This is a genomic window from Paenibacillus sp. FSL P2-0136 (assembly GCF_037975325.1).
Classification (GTDB): domain Bacteria; phylum Bacillota; class Bacilli; order Paenibacillales; family Paenibacillaceae; genus Paenibacillus_AQ; species Paenibacillus_AQ silagei.
Map to the genome: position 1 here is coordinate 5,200,451 of NZ_CP150244.1, position 16,706 is coordinate 5,217,156.

The window sequence follows — 16,706 nt, forward strand, 5'->3', positions numbered from 1 at the left end:
ACTTCTGTTAAGCCTCACTCCATACGGCTCTGCCGTCTACCCAGGTCTTCACCGGCCAGCCCTTAAGCTTCCATCCGGTAAAAGGTGTATTGCGACCCTTGCTCGCAAACGTGGCCGGGTCTACTTCCTTCTCTTCATTCAAGTCAATCAGGGTCAGATCGGCAGGCGCCCCAACGGTAAGGCTGCCTGTATTCAGTCTGAACACCCGGGCCGGATCAGCGGTCATCCGCTGCACCAGCAGGGACAGATCCCATTTGCCTGTGGCCACAAAAGCGGTATACAGCAGCGGGAACGCCGTCTCAAAGCCGACGATGCCAAACGGTGCAAGCTGCATGCCTTTGGCTTTCTCTTCCTCGCTGTGCGGGGCATGGTCGGTCACGATGATATCCAGCGTGCCGTCCAGCAGCCCTTCAATGCAGGCCTCAACGTCACGGCGCGAGCGCAGCGGCGGGTTCATTTTCCAATTGGCGTCCATGCCCGGAATATCCTCCTCCGAGAGCAGCAGATGATGCGGGCACACCTCGGCGGTCACCTTAATGCCGATTTGCTTCGCCTGGCGGATCAGCCGGACCGATTGCTCGGTGCTGACATGGCACACATGATAGTGAACACCCGTTGTTTCAGACAGCAGAATGTCACGGCCTACATGAATGGCTTCCGACTCGTTCGGAATTCCCTTCAGGCCATGCTTGTCGGCAAAAGTGCCTTCGGCTACCGGCGCTCCTTCCACCAGCGAGTTATCCTCACAGTGGGCAATCACCGGCATATCCAGTCCCTTCGCCAGCTTCATTGCATCCTTCATCATCTGCGCGCTCTGTACGCCTACGCCGTCATCGGTGAAGCCGATCGCTCCCGCTTCCTTCAGTGCCGCAAAATCCGTCAGCTCGCGTCCCAGCTCATTCTTGGTAATGGCCGCATAAGGCAGCACCTTCACAAGCCCTGCTTCACGTGCCTTGTCCTTCACGAGCTGTACGATCTCTGCACTGTCAGTTACCGGGCGTGTATTCGGCATGCAGGCAATCGTTGTGAATCCGCCTTTGGCTGCCGAACGTGCACCGGTCTCAATCGTTTCCTTATGCTCGAACCCCGGTTCACGTAAGTGCACATGCATATCGATCAGTCCCGGAATCAGCAGCTTACCTTCCGCTTCAACGATCTCTCCGGCTTCTTCTACCGCCTCGGCAGCATCCTGAATCTTCGAGATAACTCCGTCCTGCACAACAATATGCTTGCGCTCCAGCACGCCTTCTTCGTTCAGTACACTGGCATTTTTGATGATCACGGTTAGGATTCTCCTTTGTGCCTTCCGGCCGCAGCCGTAAGCTCTGTAGTTATTATATAATAAAAATTCATCTTTGTGTATATTTATTAATACGCTTATGTGAGGTTTTTTTCTGCTACTGCAGCGCCCGCTCCATGACAGCCATCCGTACCGGCACTCCGTTCGCCATCTGCGGGAAAATCCGGGACTGGCTGCTCTCCACCACCGCATCGTCGATCTCCACATTGCGGTTGACCGGCGCCGGGTGCATGATAATCGTTGCCGGGTCCAGCCTCGATGCCCGTTCCTCGGTCAGCCCAAAGTGCTCCCGGTACTGCTCGGCCGATAAAATAATGCCCGAAGCATGCCGCTCCAGCTGCACCCTCAGCATCATGACCACATCCGCTTTCAGCGCTTCTTCCATAGACACATATGGAGCGTAGGCCGCAAGCTCAGGAGCCTGCATATTTGCCGGTGCGCAGAACTGCACGCTTGCCCCCATTTTGGTGAGTGCCCAGAGATTGGACCGCGCTACCCGGCTGTGCATAATATCCCCGATAATCGAGACCTTCAGGCCCTTCAATCCGCCAAAATGCTTGCGCATCGTGTACAGGTCCAGCAGCGCCTGCGTCGGATGCTCGTTGTTGCCGTCCCCGGCATTGATCAGCGGAACGCCTACCTTCTCGGCAAGCTGCTGCAGTACCCCGGCTGGCTTCAGCCGGACCACTCCGGCATCGATGCCCATCGACTCTAGTGTGCGCACTGTGTCGTAGATGGACTCGCCCTTCTCGACACTGGAGGCCGCAGCCGTGAAGTTCAGTACTTGCACACCCAGGCGTTTCTCGGCCATTTCGAAGGAAAAGCGGGTTCTCGTACTATTCTCGAAGAACATATTGGCAACAAAATGTGCTCTCAGCACCGGCGTGAGCTTCTCGCTCTGATTATCCCAGTAGGCTGTTCTGTCTAACAGCTGGGTAATCTCCGACTCCGCCAGCTCCTTCATCCCCAGCAGACTGCGTTCCTTCACCTTAGTTGCCGTCATCATTGTTATCGTTCCTCCCGGTTTGAAATAATGTACACCTCGTCCTTGCCGTCGTATTCGCTCAGGGACACTTCAATCTGCTCATGCCTGGAGGTGGGTACGTTCTTGCCGATATAGTCGGGGCGGATCGGCAGCTCCCGGTGGCCGCGGTCAGCCAGTACCGCCAGCTGGATCATCCGGGGCCGTCCGCAATCCATCAGCGCATCCATTGCCGCGCGGATGGTTCTTCCGGTGTACAGTACATCGTCGAACAGGATCACTTTCTTGTCCCGGGTGCCGCTGGTGCCCGGAGGCAGGATCAGGTTGCTGTTGACAACCGTCTTGTCCATCGCTTCCCGGTTGTTCCCGCCGCCTTCGCGGTCATCGCGGTAATGGGTAATGTCCAGCTCCCCGTAAGGGATGTCTACGCCCTCAATTTCCTTAATGCGCTCCGCGATCCGCTGAGCCAGGTAGATCCCCCGGGTCCGGATGCCGACCAGCAGGCAATTCTCGATACCCTTGTTTTTCTCCAAAATCTCATGTGCAATGCGTGACAGTGCCCGGCGAATCGCCGTTTCGTCCATAATGACATTTTTTTCAGTAACCATCCTCTTTGCCATCCCCCTGCTTGATCGCCTGTTCAGGTTCCCCGGATAAACTAAAAAACTCCTTGCCCAAAGCAGGCAAGGAGTGAAATCCGCAGATTCAAAAAGATGGCGTGTCCGCGCGCATAAAAAGACCCTCCGTACTCCTACGGATTTCTTCTTTCATGACGCGAACCTCGATTCACGTTACCTTGCCAGCCTCACGGGACTGAATTAAAGGCGCTATTCAACTATAGGGAATTATGACAGATGGATGGGGGGATGTCAAATTATATTCGTGGACGTGGTGAGGGGGAGCGGCGGGAGCAGGCTACATTTAGGTGAAGTGCGCAGCTGCGGTGATTTTGGACTTTCGGCCGCTGTTATGTTTGGATTTCCTGATTATTACCGCAGCAGCGGTAGAAATCCAAACATAAAGGCGGACGCTCCGCTCCTGCAGTTCCAAAATCCCCTCCGCCGCTTCCACCTAAACGGTGCAAGGGACAAGGACTTGCCATCCCCCTTGGGGGAGGGGCAGGCAGAAGGGGCACTATGGCGCTGCGCTGATAGTGCGGATTACACGACTGCGGAATACAGGAATTGCACTAATGGCACAAGCCACCGCATCAGCGGGAATATGCCGGCTCATTTAAAAAAAGTGACCGCCACAATCAAACTTAGTAACAACACGGGGATACCGTAGACAATCATGTATCCTATATATTTCACGGCTCCGGGAAGGCTGGATAGATCAACTCGCCGAAAAGGCCCCCCGCCTTCGATCAGCTGCTGAGGCAGCAATTGTTCATCAATATAACCGGTACTGCCTTCAGCAATATCAGCTTTCTTACGGGTTTCAGCTTGTGCGGGTGTTGTTTTCATCTTCTCTCTCCTAATGGAAATATAATCTCATACAAAATCCAATAGCCCAAGAGTCTGATCATTTAGTTCTGCTATTATACCATTTTTTTACACATACATTCTACCCTGATTTCGTTCCAGCCCCTGCTCTGTTATGATAAAACTGGAATGAAGCTGGAGGCGAATACAATCATGAACATGGAGTTTATTACTATAGAAGAATGGGATGAAGCGTGGTGGGGGCGGATGGAGCAGGTCTACCATGGGGCTTTTCCGAGCGGGGCTAAGACTAAGGGGATACTGCGCAGTATGCTGAACCGGGGGATTGGTTACTTACATGCGGGGATGCATAAAGGGGTGGTTGTCGCGATGTCTGTTACGGGTATTGTGGGACAAGCTGCGGACAAGATCCTGATTATCGATTACCTGGCGGTGGATAAGGCATTGCGCGGAGAGGGAACGGGGACCTGGATGCTGGAGCAGATCAAAGCTTGGGCTGTGCAGGAACACGGCATCCGGGGATTCATCATCGAAGCAGAATCGGGGGCTACAGCGTCGCATAAGGAACGTATTCATTTCTGGGAGCGGAACGGGTTCGTCCTGACCTCTTATGTGCATCAATATCGAATGGTACCGGAGCCTTATCAGGCCATGATGCTGCCACTGGGTGAACCGGGGAATGTGCCGGATGACGGCGAAGCGCTGTTTCGTTACATTAATGCTTTCCATCGGGTTGCTTACCGGAAGGGTTAGACAGGCGGCACTATTCCCCTAATGTTGCACATTATGCAGGAATTCTTCCGCTTAACTAAGCTGCTGGGCCAATTGTTGCAGTTTTTGCAGGATTCATGCCAAAGATTCATCATAACCGAATGGAATGTTGTAAAAAGTGCAGGATTTGCGTGTCCGGGCTTGGTTTGAGCGGTGCGAGGTTGCAATTTGTGCAACAAATTGGGGCGGGTGGCCGGGACAGGTCGGGCGATCACCATAGTATATAGACGGCGACCAAGTGGAAACGGCATTGCCGTCCTTTTAAAGGACGGTACCGTTTCAGCGAGAAATAGAAGGATAAGTTATCGTGTGCAACATATAAATCCTCGCTTATATTTAAATAAAAACCGCCGCAGATTTCTCCGCAGCGGCTCCCATTCAAACCAAAACTTAAAATTCAAATTCAACGTCGCTCAGACGTCTTTGGATTTCGGAGATGACACGCTTCTCCTCTTCCTCACCCTTGGCCACGAAGGTCACGGAGAAACGCACGAACGCGCCGGCATCATCCCAAGGCACGGTGGAGATGAGCTTCTCGCGGATCAGGAACTGTGAGAAATCCTCGCCGGATTCGAAGCGGCGTCCGCCCTTGACGCCCTTAGGTGCGGCTACATAGAGGAAGAAGGAGCCCTTCGGCTTCTCGGCCTTGAAGCCCAGGCTGTTCAGCGCATCCACCAGCATGTTGTGGCGGCGGGAGTATTTGGCGGCAATCGCTTCGGTAATCTCAGGACGAGAGAGGCCGTAAGCGGCAGCTTTTTGAATGGCGATGAACTGGCCGGAATCATTGTTGTCCTTCACATCACTGAACGCCTTCACGATCAGCGGGTTGCCGGCCACGAAGCCGATTCTCCAGCCGGTCATGTTGTAGGACTTGGACAGGGAATGCAGCTCAACGCCAACATCCTTGGCACCAGGCACGGACAGGAAGCTCAGCGGCTTCACGCCGTCATACGTTAGTGCAGCATAAGGTGCGTCATGGATGACGACTACATCATATTTTTTGGCCCAGGCCACTACTTCGCTGAAGAATTCAGGGGTGGCGCTTGCGCCGGTAGGGTTGTTCGGATAGTTGAGGTAGAGCAGCTTCGCCTTACGGGCAACCTCTTCAGGAATGGAGCTCAGATCAGGCAGGAAGTTGTTCTCCTTCTTCAGCTCCACAGAGTAGACTTGTCCTCCCAGATACTTGGTATGGGTGCCCAGTACCGGATAACCCGGAATGGTCATGATCGTGATATCGCCCGGATTAATGAATACGGATGGCAGCATAGCCAGCGCAGGCTTCGAACCGATGGAATGCACGATTTCCGTTACAGGGTCAATTCCGTCCACCTGAAAAACTTCCTTAAGATACACAGCCGCAGCCGCCTTAAATTCAGGAATACCGTTATCGGAGTAACCGCGGTTCTCTTCCTTAGCCGCTTCCAGCGCAAGTCTGGACACAATGCCTTCATCTGCCATTTCGTCCGGCTCACCGACGCCCATGTCGATCAGTTCAGTGTTCGGAAAATCCTGCTTCGCCGAAGCTTTGGCGCGTTTGATTTTCTCAAATTTGTAGATGGAGGTGTCCTTGCCGTATCCTTCGCCGCCGATGCGGTCTGCAAAATTCGTCTGAATGAATGTCGCCTGATATTGTTCAATGCTCATAATCTTCTATTCATCTCCTGGGCCTATATTGTGAAGCTATGCTCTTAATATGACGCAAATCCGGCCTGTGTACCATGGATTTATAATCTATTGATTTGTACTTATCTGCTGCGCAACGTAAATAGAAGCTCTTCCATATCCGCCGGAATCGGTGCGCTGAACTCCTTGTACTCGCCTGTAGAAGGATGTACAAAACCGAGTACCGCTGCATGAAGGGCTTGTCCGTTCATAGTAGTTCCCTTGCTGCGCCCGTAGACCGGATCACCCACCAGCGGATGGCCGATGAATTTCATGTGAACACGGATCTGGTGCGTGCGTCCTGTCTCAAGCTGAAGCTCCAGCAGTGTGCAGTCACCGAACCGCTCCAGCACGGTAAAATGCGTCACGGAGCGCTTGCTGTTCTTCTCGGTTACGGTATACAGCTTGCGGTCATGCGGATCACGGCCGATTGGAGCATCTACGGTTCCCTTGTCATGAGACAGATTGCCGTGCACCACTGCGATATAGCGGCGGGTCACGCTGTGCTCCTTAAGCTGGGCGGACAGCGAAGCATGACTGGCGTCATTTTTGGCCGCCATAATCAGACCAGAGGTATCCTTGTCGATCCGGTGGACAATGCCTGGACGAATCTCGCCGTTAATACCCGACAGATCCTTGCAGTGATACATCAGCGCATTGACCAGAGTGCCGGAGGGATGCCCTACTGCCGGATGCACGACCATGCCGCGCGCCTTGTTCACCACAATCACATCACTGTCTTCATAAGCCACTTCAATTGGAATATCCTGTGCGATCAGGTCCGTAACCTCGGGTTCCGGCACCGTAACGGTTACCTTATCGCCTTCATTCAGCTTGTAGTTCGCTTTGATCGGCGAGCCGTTTACCACAACATGGCCGCTGCCGATCCATAGCTGAACCTGAGAGCGCGAGATCTCGTCTTCCAAGGCCTCTGTAACGTATTTATCAATCCGCTCCCGCGCATTGCCCTCGGCAACGATCCATTCGGTGACGTCTCTTTCTTCCTCGAGGGCGCCTGAATCCGCCAGCTCTGTGACGTCTTTGTTCAAATCATTCATTCCCTTCTTTGACTTCCTGTGATTCCTTCACCTCGGTGACTTCCTGTTCGCCCTTCACTTCCAGCAGCGTGTCCAGAATAATCAGACCCACCCCGACCACGATACAGGAATCGGCCACGTTGAAGATCGGGAACGTATAGCTTCCGAAATTGAACATGAGGAAATCCACAACCTCACCGTTAAGAATCCGGTCCAGGAAGTTGCCGATCGCTCCGCCAAGGACAAGCGCCAGCGCGGTAGGCAGCAGCTTGCGGGTCTTGCGGGCCTTGTTCAGGTACCAGACGATTCCGCATACAACGATTACTGTAATCACAATGAAGAACCACTGCTGCCCCTCCAGAATTCCGAAGGCGGCTCCACGATTGCGGTGTGACGTAATAATGAAGAAATCCTTGATTACCGGAATTTGCTCTGCGAGCTCCAGCCGGGTGGCAATCAGATATTTGGTACCCTGGTCAATCAGAAATACAATTAGCGCAATCAGAAAGTACACCACAGAAGTTGTCACTCCGTTCTTATTTTTCCCGCGGCTACGCGGTACGAATACTGTATAAAGACTTGTATATTGTAGCACAGGCCTCAAGAACCCGTCTATTGCATGACCAGGTAAGCCGGTTAAGGCAGGGCACTATTTGCCATCGCTAAAAAAGGGCCCCGGAGGCCAAGCTATCCGTACAAGCGGAACCGGCTTTGCCATCCTTTTAAAGGACGGTACCGTTTCAGCGATTAGCTACCGAAAGGAGCTCACAGCAATGAGCCATCTGACACCACAGCAGCTCTCCGGGCTGCGTACTGCTCTCCTGCAGCAGCAGGAGGATATCAAGCACAGGCTAAGCAATAGCGGACAATACGGACTGCAGGAGGCTATGCGGGACAACACCGGCGAGCTGTCCGAAATCGATAACCATCCCGGCGATGCTGCCACAGAGCTGTATAACCGTTCCATGGATATCTCCCTGCTGGAGCGCGATGAGCATGAGCTGGACGATATTGAATCCGCCCTGCGGGCGATGGACGAAGGAACCTACGGCATCTGCATCGCCAGCGGCGAACCGATTCCTTATGAGCGCCTGGCCGCCCTTCCCTCCACCCGCTACACGAAAGAGCATGCTCCCCGCCAGAGTGCTCCATTCACCCGTCCGGCCGAGGAAGAGCTGCTGTCTCCGCCGTTTGGCCGCACCAGTCTGGATGAGCGGGACGACCAGAACGGCTTCGATGGCGAGGATGCCTGGCAGATCGTGGAGAGCTGGGGCAACTCGGATTCACCGGCCATGGGAGAAGGGAACAACATCGGCTCCTACAATGATATGGAGATCGAAGCGGACGAAACCGAGGGCTTCGTGGAGCCCTGGGAGAATTTCGTGGCCACCGACATTTCGGGCAATCATCTGATGATTATCAAGGGCAACAGCTACCGTCATTACATGGACGACGAGGAAGGCGACTACCTGCTTGACCCGACTCGAAAAGAACGGAAGTAGCAAAGCTGGGAATGATCCGATGAGAGAGTTGGAGAGGCTTAATTGCACTTTGTACAACTAAAACATCTGATTCATACGCGATATCCCGTTTAGTTGCATTCCGTACATTTAAAAAGCCTTGTACTCTAAGTTCGGGTCTCTTTAGGCAAATTTAGTTGTACAGATTACAGTTATCCGTTTAAAACAGGCTATTTTGCTGCATTTAGGTGTACATTTTACAACTATCCCTGTGCTTGTCTTGGAACCCTGCTTCACTTCCTACTAATCGCAAAACCCCACCATTGTGGGGTTATTTCAGGTTCAGCGCCGCTCAGAACGTCTTCAGCTCCAGCTGATGCTGGACAATCCGTACAATGTCTGCGATATAATCGCCGATGATCGGCAGATTCAGCGCACCCAGCACCTGAAGCACATAAATAATCGTCGCTGCAAAAAAAGTGAACCCGAGCGCAATCCCCAGCCCCCTGGCCGTTCCGGAGAGAATGTTCAGCCAGATCAGCCGGAACGGGGAATGCAGCAGCTCGGTATATTCCGAGATTCGTGACTTCTCCATCTGTTGAGCCAGACTCGTGGTTATCCGGTACAGGGCGTTCAGCTTCTCTTCCGGGGGAAGATCGGCCGGATCGACGGCTGCTGTGACAGTCACTGTAGGCTTAGGATCGGAAGAAGCAGCTGGCTGACTTTTCTCAGGATATTCTGCGCCCGGATCTGTCTTGCCCGATGGTTGGCCTGCTCCAGAATGCGTGGGCTGCTGCTCATGCTGTGCTTCCTCCCTGTTATTCCCTCTGTCCGTGGTTCTGATCGAAATTCTTCCCGGCCCTTCCGGCTGCTTCGGCTGCTCCGCAGGAATCTTCCCGTTGTTCGATCCGCCCATGCCCCTGCACCTCCTGTTGTCTATAAGCCGCAAAACAAACGAGCCCGGTCAAAGAGAATTCTCTCTTCAAGCACAGGGCTCGTCATTTGCATTCTAACCCGTGGAAACTTTTCCTTTGCGGCTAGTATATGCCATACATGGACAAGTAATGCAGGAAATGCGCGGCCGCTCCGGAGTTAAGCGCCGATATGAATACCGATGCTCTTGCCGCCGGCATCCACGGTCTCATAGGTATAATCTCCGTCAAAATCAACCGTAGTCACTAGTACATTCTCACGCAGCACATGCTCGAATGCGGTCACCGCCGCCTTCAGCTCGTCATCGACATGCAGGGTCAACGCAACCCGCTTGTCGATCGGCAGATCCAGACGTTTGCGGTAATCCTGCACCGCACGTACGACTTCGCGTACCCAGCCTTCCTGTACCAGCTCCGGCGTGATTTCCGTGTTCAAGGCCACTGTCAGTCCATAGCCGGAAGCGGAGGCAAAGCCTGGTTTGGCCTGCTTCTCAACCAGCAGCTCCTCGGACGTAATCTGCAGCTCTTCTCCGTCCGGTGACACAATGGCGATAACGCCTTCTTGCACTGCTTTGCGGGTAGCGTCACTATCCATCGCTTTGAGGAAGCCCTGCAGGAAGCCAACGCTCTTGCCGTATTTCTTACCTGCCACCTTCAGGTTCAGCTTCAGGGTGAAGTCTACGAAGCCGCTGTCGCTGTGCTCGATGACGATATTCTTGACGTTGATCTCTTCTTTGATCAGCTCTTCATAATCCGCCACGTTGAAGTCGTCCGGAGTGGAGGCAATCAGCTCGGACAACGGCTGGCGGGTCTTGATGCCGCTCTCGTTGCGGACGTTACGGGCCAGCTCGACGATGCCGCGGGCATACTCCATATCTTTTTCCAGAGCAAGGTCGATCAGGTTCTCATCCGCTGCCGGATAGTCTGCCAGATGCACACTCTCTCCGCCGCCCAGGTTCGTGAAGATATCCTCGGACAGCATCGGGGTGAATGGAGCCATCAGCTTGGCAGTGGTCAGCAGGACATGCGTAAGGGTGCGGTAAGCATCCAGCTTCTCTTCGCCCAGCCCGCTGCCCCAGAACCGGTCACGGGAACGGCGGATGTACCAGTTGCTCAGCTCATCCACGAAGTTCTCAATAGCCTTGGAGGTATTCACGAAGTCGTTCACGGCCAGCCCTTTATCCACCAGCACGATCAGGCTGTTCAGGCGGGACAGAATCCAGCGGTCTAGCTTATGCTCTGACACCTTGAACGGATGATCCGCAGGATCATAGCCGTCGATTCCGGCATACAGCGTAAGGAAGGCATGCGTGTTCACCAGAGTGTCCACTACCTTGGACTTCGTCTCCCCGACCAGACCGCGCGAGAACCGCTTGTTGTTCCACGGCGCACTGTCAGACAGAATGGCCCAGCGGAAGGCATCCGTTCCGTATTCGTTCATGATCTCCCAAGGGTCGATGACATTGCCTTTGGATTTGGACATCTTCTGGCCGTTCTCATCGAAAATATGGCCATGGGCGATAACCGCCTTGTACGGCGCCTTCCCTGTGAACAGGGTCGATACTGCCAGCAGGCTGTAGAACCAGCCGCGCGTCTGGTCGATCCCTTCGCAGATCATATCTGCCGGATACTGGTCCTCGAACCGGTCTTGATTCTCGAACGGGTAATGACTCTGGGCGAACGGCATCGAGCCGCTGTCGAACCAGACGTCGATCACTTCCGGGGTGCGGACCATGACGCCGCCTTCGCTGAACGGGCTGCGCAGCTGGATATTATCCACATACGGCTTATGCAGCTCGATATCCTCAGCGACCTCGCCGATGGCCATCGCTCTCAGCTCGGCGATGCTGTGCGGTGCGAATTCCTTGCCGGTATCCTGGCAGACCCATACGTTAAGCGGTGTACCCCAGTAGCGGTTACGGCTGATATTCCAGTCCACCAGCTCCTCCAGGAACTTGCCGAAGCGGCCTTCGCGCACATGGTCCGGGTACCAGTCCACACTGTTATTGTTGGCAATCAGCTGATCCTTGATTGCTGTCGTCTGGATGAACCAGCTGTCTGTTGCGTAATAGAGCAGCGGGGTGTCGCAGCGCCAGCAGAACGGATAGCTGTGCTCGTATTTCTCTTTGTGGTAGAGCAGGCCGCGTTCAGACAGCACCTTCACGATATCAAGGTCACAGTCCTTCACGAACCGTCCGGCAAAATCACTCACTACATCCGTGTATTTCCCGGAAGCATCCACTACATTCACGAAGCTGATCCCATTCTCGCGGCAGCTCTTATAGTCGTCTTCCCCGTGAGCCGGAGCCATATGTACGATCCCGGTACCGCTGGAGTCCGTTACAAAAGAGGCTCCGACAATCACATTATGCTTCTCTGCCTTGATATAACCGAACGGCGGTGTGTAGCTCTGGCCGATAAAGTCAGCGCCTGTGTGTGTAGACAGGATGGTGTACTCGCCCTTCAATACTTCGTCCACCAGATTCTTAGCCAGTACATACACGCCGTCTTCCTGCTGCGCACGCACATATTCCATAGCCGGATTCATCGCCAGCGCCATGTGCGCCGGAAGCGTCCAAGGCGTAGTCGTCCAGGCCAGCACATAGTCGCCGCTGCCGTCCAGCTTGAACTTGGCGGTGGCACTCAGATCCTTAACGGTCTTATACCCCTGGGCTACTTCATGGGAGCTGAGGGTCGTCTGGCAGCTCGGGCAGTACGGGCTAACGCGGTGACCCCGGTACATCAGGCCTTTTTCATGAACCGTAGCCAGGATGTTCCACACGCTCTCGATATACGTATTGTCCAGCGTTACATACGGATGATCCAGATCTGTCCAGTAGCCGATCGCTTCCGTGAACTCGCGCCACTGCTTCTCATAGCCGAATACACTTTCCTTACATTCCTTGATGAACTTCTCCACACCATATTCTTCGATATCCTGCTTGCCGGAGATGCCGAGCTTCTTCTGCACCCCGAGCTCTACCGGCAGGCCGTGCGTATCCCAGCCCGCTTTGCGGATGACGCGGAAGCCCTTCATGGTCTGATAGCGGCCGATAAAATCCTTGATGACCCGGCCCAGCACGTGCCCGATATGCGGCACCCCGTTCGCGGTCGGCGGCCCTTCATAGAACACATAGTTCGGGCGTCCCTCGCGGTTCTCCATCGAGCGGCGGAATGTGTCCTCCTCACTCCACTTTTTCAAGATCCGGACATCTCTTGCCCGGGCTTTTTCTTTGACGTCTACCTTATGCATGATGGTCAATCCCTTCGTTTAGTCTTAAACTGTATCGGATTACATCCGAGCCTTCTTCTTCTTAAAAGATTTTAAAGCTTGCAAGCGTAAACCGTTGCGAGATTTTAAAGATTTTCGATCCCTCCCAAACCCTCCCTTCGCCAAGGGAGGGCCCCAAGGGCGCTGCCCTCTGGACACCCGAAATAAGTGCATCGTGCGAGGAGCAGGCTCAGTGGACGGGAAGGATTACTTCGGCGGAGTCCTCGGCCCTTCTTAGGCTGCCCTACGGGTACGCCTGCGGGGCCTTAACTGCACCTGCACTAATGCAGCATGAATCTTTAATCCAGGCCCACTGAAGGTTGGATGAAAAGAAGCCACACCAACCGAGTAGGTCAGTCCTAGCGGACCGCAGAGCCGTTATATTCAAGAAAACAGCACTTTTGGCGAGCTAACGGACCCAGTCGACCTTATTGTCCTGCTAAGAACCATCTAGAAGCGAATTTTCCGGTAATAAGGGCTGTGGGGTCCTTTACTTGCCCTAATAGTAGCTTTCTTCCAGAATAAGGGCTCCTCAGTCGTTACTCCCGTCCGCGCTGTGCCTGGGGTTCTTGCCGGGGGCTCTTGGCCCCTTGCTCGGGGCGCAGTTGAGGCCCCGCAGGCGTACCCGATAGGGCAGCCTAAGAAGGGCCAGTCCTACGCCGAACAAATCCCCCCCCTTCCGCGGACGCCTCTCCAACCTCGATAAGCACTTGCCTGCGGGTGTCCAGAGGGCGGCCAGCCCTTGGGGTCCCCCTTGGAAGGGGGATTTAGGGGGATCTCTGACGATTTAGGGGGATGCCCACCACACAAAAAGGCGCCGCCCCGCCCCCAAAGGGGCGAGACAGCGCTCGCGATACCACCCTAATTTGTACTGCACGCACATCCTAAGGGTGTGGATTCAGTACAATCTCAGTCCGCAGGCAATAGACAACCTGGCGGGTCCGGGATAACGTCCGGCAGACGGCGGAGCCTACGCACGTATACACGCTTCAGCTTAGCTTCTAGGGGAGGATCTTCGGGTAAGGCGTGAACGATCGGCTCGCAGCAAGCACCGACTCTCTGGAGAACGTTACCTTATCGTACTTGTCCCGTCATCGAATTTAGATTCAATGGATACAGATATGTTCTAGTTATAGACGTTTTCTCCCCAATTGTCAAGGCGGATTACAACAGCAGGTCCCAGCTCAGCGGGGTGCCGACGGGCAGATCGGTTCTGAGGCGTTTGCCGAGGAGCAGATCATAGTATTTGGGCGCAAGGCCGTAGCCGGGGCGGATGACTTTGATGTTATCCGCAGTGAGCAGGTCTCCGGCCTTGATGTCCTTGGAGGTATAGACAGACCGTCTGAATTGCAGGGATTTCTCTTCTTCGGGGGTGGGACCGATGGAGATACCCCCGAGTGCCCTCCAGGCCGTATCCGTCTCCCGGACTAGGGAAGCGAATTCTGCCGGCTCCAGGGAGAATGCAGCATCCACCCCGCCTTCCGCACGGTTCAGGGTGAAATGCTTTTCGATCACCGTACTGCCCAGCGCCACGCTTGCCACAGCGGCCCCTACGCCCAGGGTATGGTCGGACAGGCCCACCTGAGCACGGAAGATGTCGCGGAGATACGGAATGGTATTGAGGTTGGTATTCCCGGGCGAAGCCGGATAGCTGCTGGTGCATTTGAGCAGTATATATTCCTGGCAGCCTGCCCCGGTAATGGTGTGGACAGCCTGTTCAATATCGCCAAGCGAGGCCATCCCGGTGGATATAATCATCGGCTTCCCTTTGGAGGCCACCTTCCGCAATAAGGGAATATCATTATTTTCGAAAGAAGCAATCTTGTAGCAGTCGACACCGAGGGTCTCCAGGAATTCGAGCGAGGACTCATCGAACGGGGTACTGAACGGAATCATCCCGAGCGCCCTGCACGAAGCAAAGATAGGCTCATGCCACTCCCATGGTGTATACGCCTCAGCATACAACTCATACAGCGATTTTCCCTTCCACAGTCCGTTCGAATCCCCAATCATGAAATCCTTATTCTGCAGATTAAGCGTCATGGTGTCCGGCGTATAGGTCTGGATTTTGAACGCATGTGCGCCAGCCCGGGCGGCGGCCTTAACGATGTCGAGCGCGCGGTCCAGGGACTTATTATGATTACCGGACATCTCCGCGATGACAAAAGGCGGATGCCCGCTGCCGATGGTGCGGTTACCGATCCTGATTTCCTTCATGGCCTGTCGTTGCCTCCTCTGTCAGCCGTAGACTGTGCTTCTCCCATTGCTCCCGGAACAGGGCCATCAAGACCACATCCACAGGCTGATGATTTCTGATCCGTTGCCTGCCTAGCCTGCCTTCCTCTATGAAGCCTAGCTTGCGGTGATAGGACAAGCTCCGCTGATTGAAATCCAGGATTTGCGCGCACACCTTATTTAGCTGCTCCACCTGGAAAATATGCTCCAGCGCCAAGATTCCCATCATGGTGCCGGAGCCGGGGGGACAGCTCTTGTCCCCTATATAAAAGCCCCATTCACAGGTCTTATGGACCCTGTCAATCTGTGAGAACTGCACGAAGCCTGCCGGTGTGTCCAGATAGTAACAGATTCGGACCACCCGGCTGGTATCCTCCCCTATAGCATGCATCCAGTTAAGATGCTCTTCCAGCGCAATGATCCCGTCATGATTCATATAAGGCCTGATGTGATCGGCATTGCGCCATTCCCATATGAGCCGGCTATGCTCTTGGCCCAGCTTCTCAAGCCTGTAGTCCCTTAGGTCTGCCATAGTCCCCTCCCATAATCCTGTCTATGACCTCATTCCATTTATCCTCGCCCATCAGGCGGAGCGCCTGCTTAGACATGGCCTGTACCTTGGACGGGTCGGCCAGCATAGCCTTAAGCCCCTGCTCAATGGCTTGAGCGGTCACCTCATTACTCTTCCCCAGGCAAAGTGCAGCCCCCTGCGCATGAACCAAGGCCGTGATCTCCCGCTGATTATCCGCCGTAATAATACACAGTGAAGGCAGGCCCAAGTAACAGCGCTCCCAGGTCGTACTTCCGCCTGCTCCGATGGAGAGGTCTGCCTTCTGCATCAAGTCTGCCATGTAATCAATCTGACAATGGAAGCTGGCCTGTGGCATCGAGTCACATAACGCTGCGATGTCATTCTTGCGGCAGTTCATTCCGCCTACTACGACATCCAGCTGCAGGTTAGCGAAGGCGGGACTTTGCAGGGCCTGTAAGGCTTTGAGGGTCTCACCCGTAGGATCTGTGCCGCCAAAAAACACCAGAACCCGGTTTATGCCTCCGTCCCGTTCAGCCAGCCCCAGCTTAGCCGCGCGGAATTCCGGCCGCAGCAGCGTATAGCAGGTGCCTGTCAATTTCATGCAGTAGGCGGGAAGCAGCGCCTGGTAGCGGTCCCGGGCAGCGGATGGATTGGGGTCCAGCAGCAGATCACACTCATGCGGGCGGTCCGCCAAATCGTCGATGGCCACGATCTTCTTCGCTTTTCCCTGTACCCATGCTTCCCACCGCTTATCAATCCCGTAATGGTCAACAATGAGGCAATCTATAGGAGCAGCTCCCTCCAGCCGCTGAACTGTCTGCAAGGCATCGGTCCGCCAATCCACCTGAAGCCAGAATGCGGCGTACGACGGATCATCCGGCGGCGGCAGCAGCTCCACCGCATAGCCCTGGCCCCTGATATAGTCGGCCAGATTCCCTGGCAGCTCGCGGCAAATGAACGAGACCTTCCCGCCCTTGGCGGCAAGCCCTCCCGCAAGTGTCAGGCAGCGCATGATATGGCCCGTGCCCATAGAATACGAGGAATCGGCCCGGATCCATATATTCATTGGATTAGCTGCT

At 54.6% G+C, this 16,706-nt stretch carries 14 protein-coding genes and 1 other annotated feature; of the genes, 2 read left to right on the forward strand and 12 right to left on the reverse strand.

Annotated features, from left to right (window positions below):
* Positions 1 to 7: 7 nt before the first annotated feature.
* The 4 genes from NYE26_RS22065 to NYE26_RS22080 form a co-directional block, all read right to left on the reverse strand.
* Positions 8 to 1,291 (reverse strand): dihydroorotase, encoded by a 1,284-nt coding sequence (locus NYE26_RS22065; RefSeq protein ID WP_339257582.1) that lies wholly within the window; start codon positions 1,289 to 1,291, stop codon positions 8 to 10.
* A 106-nt stretch (positions 1,292 to 1,397) separates the two neighbouring features.
* Positions 1,398 to 2,306 carry an aspartate carbamoyltransferase catalytic subunit gene (locus NYE26_RS22070; protein WP_036724237.1) on the reverse strand — a complete coding sequence of 303 codons (909 nt, stop codon included), beginning with the start codon at positions 2,304 to 2,306 and terminating at the stop codon, positions 1,398 to 1,400.
* Positions 2,307 to 2,308: 2 nt separating this feature from the next.
* Positions 2,309 to 2,890 (reverse strand): bifunctional pyr operon transcriptional regulator/uracil phosphoribosyltransferase PyrR, encoded by a 582-nt coding sequence (pyrR, locus tag NYE26_RS22075; RefSeq protein WP_036724239.1) that lies wholly within the window; start codon positions 2,888 to 2,890, stop codon positions 2,309 to 2,311.
* Between the two features lie 621 nt (positions 2,891 to 3,511).
* Entirely contained in the window at positions 3,512 to 3,748 is a 237-nt protein-coding gene (locus NYE26_RS22080) for a hypothetical protein (protein WP_339250168.1), read from the reverse strand.
* A 171-nt stretch (positions 3,749 to 3,919) separates the two neighbouring features.
* On the opposite strand from NYE26_RS22080, the gene NYE26_RS22085 reads away from it, so the two are divergent.
* A complete protein-coding gene (locus NYE26_RS22085; protein ID WP_339250170.1) occupies positions 3,920 to 4,480 on the forward strand; it encodes a GNAT family N-acetyltransferase in 561 nt (186 codons plus the stop codon).
* A 408-nt stretch (positions 4,481 to 4,888) separates the two neighbouring features.
* Here the strand turns inward: NYE26_RS22085 and NYE26_RS22090 are convergent, their stop codons facing one another.
* The 3 genes from NYE26_RS22090 to lspA all read right to left on the reverse strand — a co-directional run bounded on the left by NYE26_RS22090 (position 4,889) and on the right by lspA (position 7,714).
* Positions 4,889 to 6,142 carry an LL-diaminopimelate aminotransferase gene (locus NYE26_RS22090; RefSeq protein ID WP_339250172.1) on the reverse strand — a complete coding sequence of 418 codons (1,254 nt, stop codon included), beginning with the start codon at positions 6,140 to 6,142 and terminating at the stop codon, positions 4,889 to 4,891.
* Between the two features lie 101 nt (positions 6,143 to 6,243).
* Positions 6,244 to 7,218 carry an RluA family pseudouridine synthase gene (locus NYE26_RS22095; RefSeq protein WP_339250174.1) on the reverse strand — a complete coding sequence of 325 codons (975 nt, stop codon included), beginning with the start codon at positions 7,216 to 7,218 and terminating at the stop codon, positions 6,244 to 6,246.
* Positions 7,211 to 7,714 (reverse strand): signal peptidase II, encoded by a 504-nt coding sequence (gene lspA / locus NYE26_RS22100; protein ID WP_076075971.1) that lies wholly within the window; start codon positions 7,712 to 7,714, stop codon positions 7,211 to 7,213. Before lspA ends, NYE26_RS22095 begins: the two co-directional genes overlap by 8 nt.
* A gap of 256 nt (positions 7,715 to 7,970) precedes the next feature.
* Between lspA and NYE26_RS22105 the strand changes: the two genes are divergently transcribed.
* Complete coding sequence (locus NYE26_RS22105) at positions 7,971 to 8,699, forward strand: TraR/DksA C4-type zinc finger protein (protein WP_036724245.1); 729 nt, start codon at positions 7,971 to 7,973, stop codon at positions 8,697 to 8,699.
* A 310-nt stretch (positions 8,700 to 9,009) separates the two neighbouring features.
* Here NYE26_RS22105 and NYE26_RS22110 read toward each other — a convergent pair whose 3' ends face one another.
* The 5 genes from NYE26_RS22110 to pseG all read right to left on the reverse strand — a co-directional run bounded on the left by NYE26_RS22110 (position 9,010) and on the right by pseG (position 16,693).
* Positions 9,010 to 9,345, reverse strand: a complete 336-nt coding sequence (locus tag NYE26_RS22110) for a DUF5665 domain-containing protein (protein WP_036724379.1) — start codon at positions 9,343 to 9,345, stop codon at positions 9,010 to 9,012.
* A gap of 404 nt (positions 9,346 to 9,749) precedes the next feature.
* Positions 9,750 to 12,842: an isoleucine--tRNA ligase gene (gene ileS, locus NYE26_RS22115; RefSeq protein ID WP_339250176.1), complete on the reverse strand. Its 3,093-nt coding sequence runs from the start codon at positions 12,840 to 12,842 to the stop codon at positions 9,750 to 9,752.
* Between the two features lie 847 nt (positions 12,843 to 13,689).
* Positions 13,690 to 13,964: a binding site (T-box leader), on the reverse strand.
* Positions 13,965 to 14,024: 60 nt separating this feature from the next.
* Positions 14,025 to 15,077, reverse strand: a complete 1,053-nt coding sequence (gene pseI / locus NYE26_RS22120) for a pseudaminic acid synthase (protein WP_036724247.1) — start codon at positions 15,075 to 15,077, stop codon at positions 14,025 to 14,027.
* Complete coding sequence (gene pseH, locus NYE26_RS22125) at positions 15,055 to 15,627, reverse strand: UDP-4-amino-4,6-dideoxy-N-acetyl-beta-L-altrosamine N-acetyltransferase (protein WP_339250179.1); 573 nt, start codon at positions 15,625 to 15,627, stop codon at positions 15,055 to 15,057. Before pseH ends, pseI begins: the two co-directional genes overlap by 23 nt.
* A complete protein-coding gene (gene pseG, locus NYE26_RS22130) occupies positions 15,599 to 16,693 on the reverse strand; it encodes a UDP-2,4-diacetamido-2,4,6-trideoxy-beta-L-altropyranose hydrolase (protein ID WP_339250181.1) in 1,095 nt (364 codons plus the stop codon). The genes pseH and pseG overlap by 29 nt, the downstream gene beginning before the upstream one ends.
* Between the last annotated feature and the right edge of the window lie 13 nt (positions 16,694 to 16,706).

What these genes read in the sequence shown, in the direction of transcription:
- NYE26_RS22070 (WP_036724237.1), bottom strand. Translation starts at nt 2,306, where the DNA reads ATGATGACGGCAACTAAGGTGAAGGAACGCAGTCTGCTGGGGATGAAG.
- pyrR (WP_036724239.1), bottom strand. Translation starts at nt 2,890, where the DNA reads ATGGTTACTGAAAAAAATGTCATTATGGACGAAACGGCGATTCGCCGG.
- NYE26_RS22080 (WP_339250168.1), bottom strand. Translation starts at nt 3,748, where the DNA reads ATGAAAACAACACCCGCACAAGCTGAAACCCGTAAGAAAGCTGATATT.
- NYE26_RS22085 (WP_339250170.1), top strand. Translation starts at nt 3,920, where the DNA reads ATGAACATGGAGTTTATTACTATAGAAGAATGGGATGAAGCGTGGTGG.
- NYE26_RS22090 (WP_339250172.1), bottom strand. Translation starts at nt 6,142, where the DNA reads ATGAGCATTGAACAATATCAGGCGACATTCATTCAGACGAATTTTGCA.
- NYE26_RS22095 (WP_339250174.1), bottom strand. Translation starts at nt 7,218, where the DNA reads ATGAATGATTTGAACAAAGACGTCACAGAGCTGGCGGATTCAGGCGCC.
- NYE26_RS22105 (WP_036724245.1), top strand. Translation starts at nt 7,971, where the DNA reads ATGAGCCATCTGACACCACAGCAGCTCTCCGGGCTGCGTACTGCTCTC.
- ileS (WP_339250176.1), bottom strand. Translation starts at nt 12,842, where the DNA reads ATGCATAAGGTAGACGTCAAAGAAAAAGCCCGGGCAAGAGATGTCCGG.
- pseI (WP_036724247.1), bottom strand. Translation starts at nt 15,077, where the DNA reads ATGAAGGAAATCAGGATCGGTAACCGCACCATCGGCAGCGGGCATCCG.
- pseH (WP_339250179.1), bottom strand. Translation starts at nt 15,627, where the DNA reads ATGGCAGACCTAAGGGACTACAGGCTTGAGAAGCTGGGCCAAGAGCAT.
- pseG (WP_339250181.1), bottom strand. Translation starts at nt 16,693, where the DNA reads ATGAATATATGGATCCGGGCCGATTCCTCGTATTCTATGGGCACGGGC.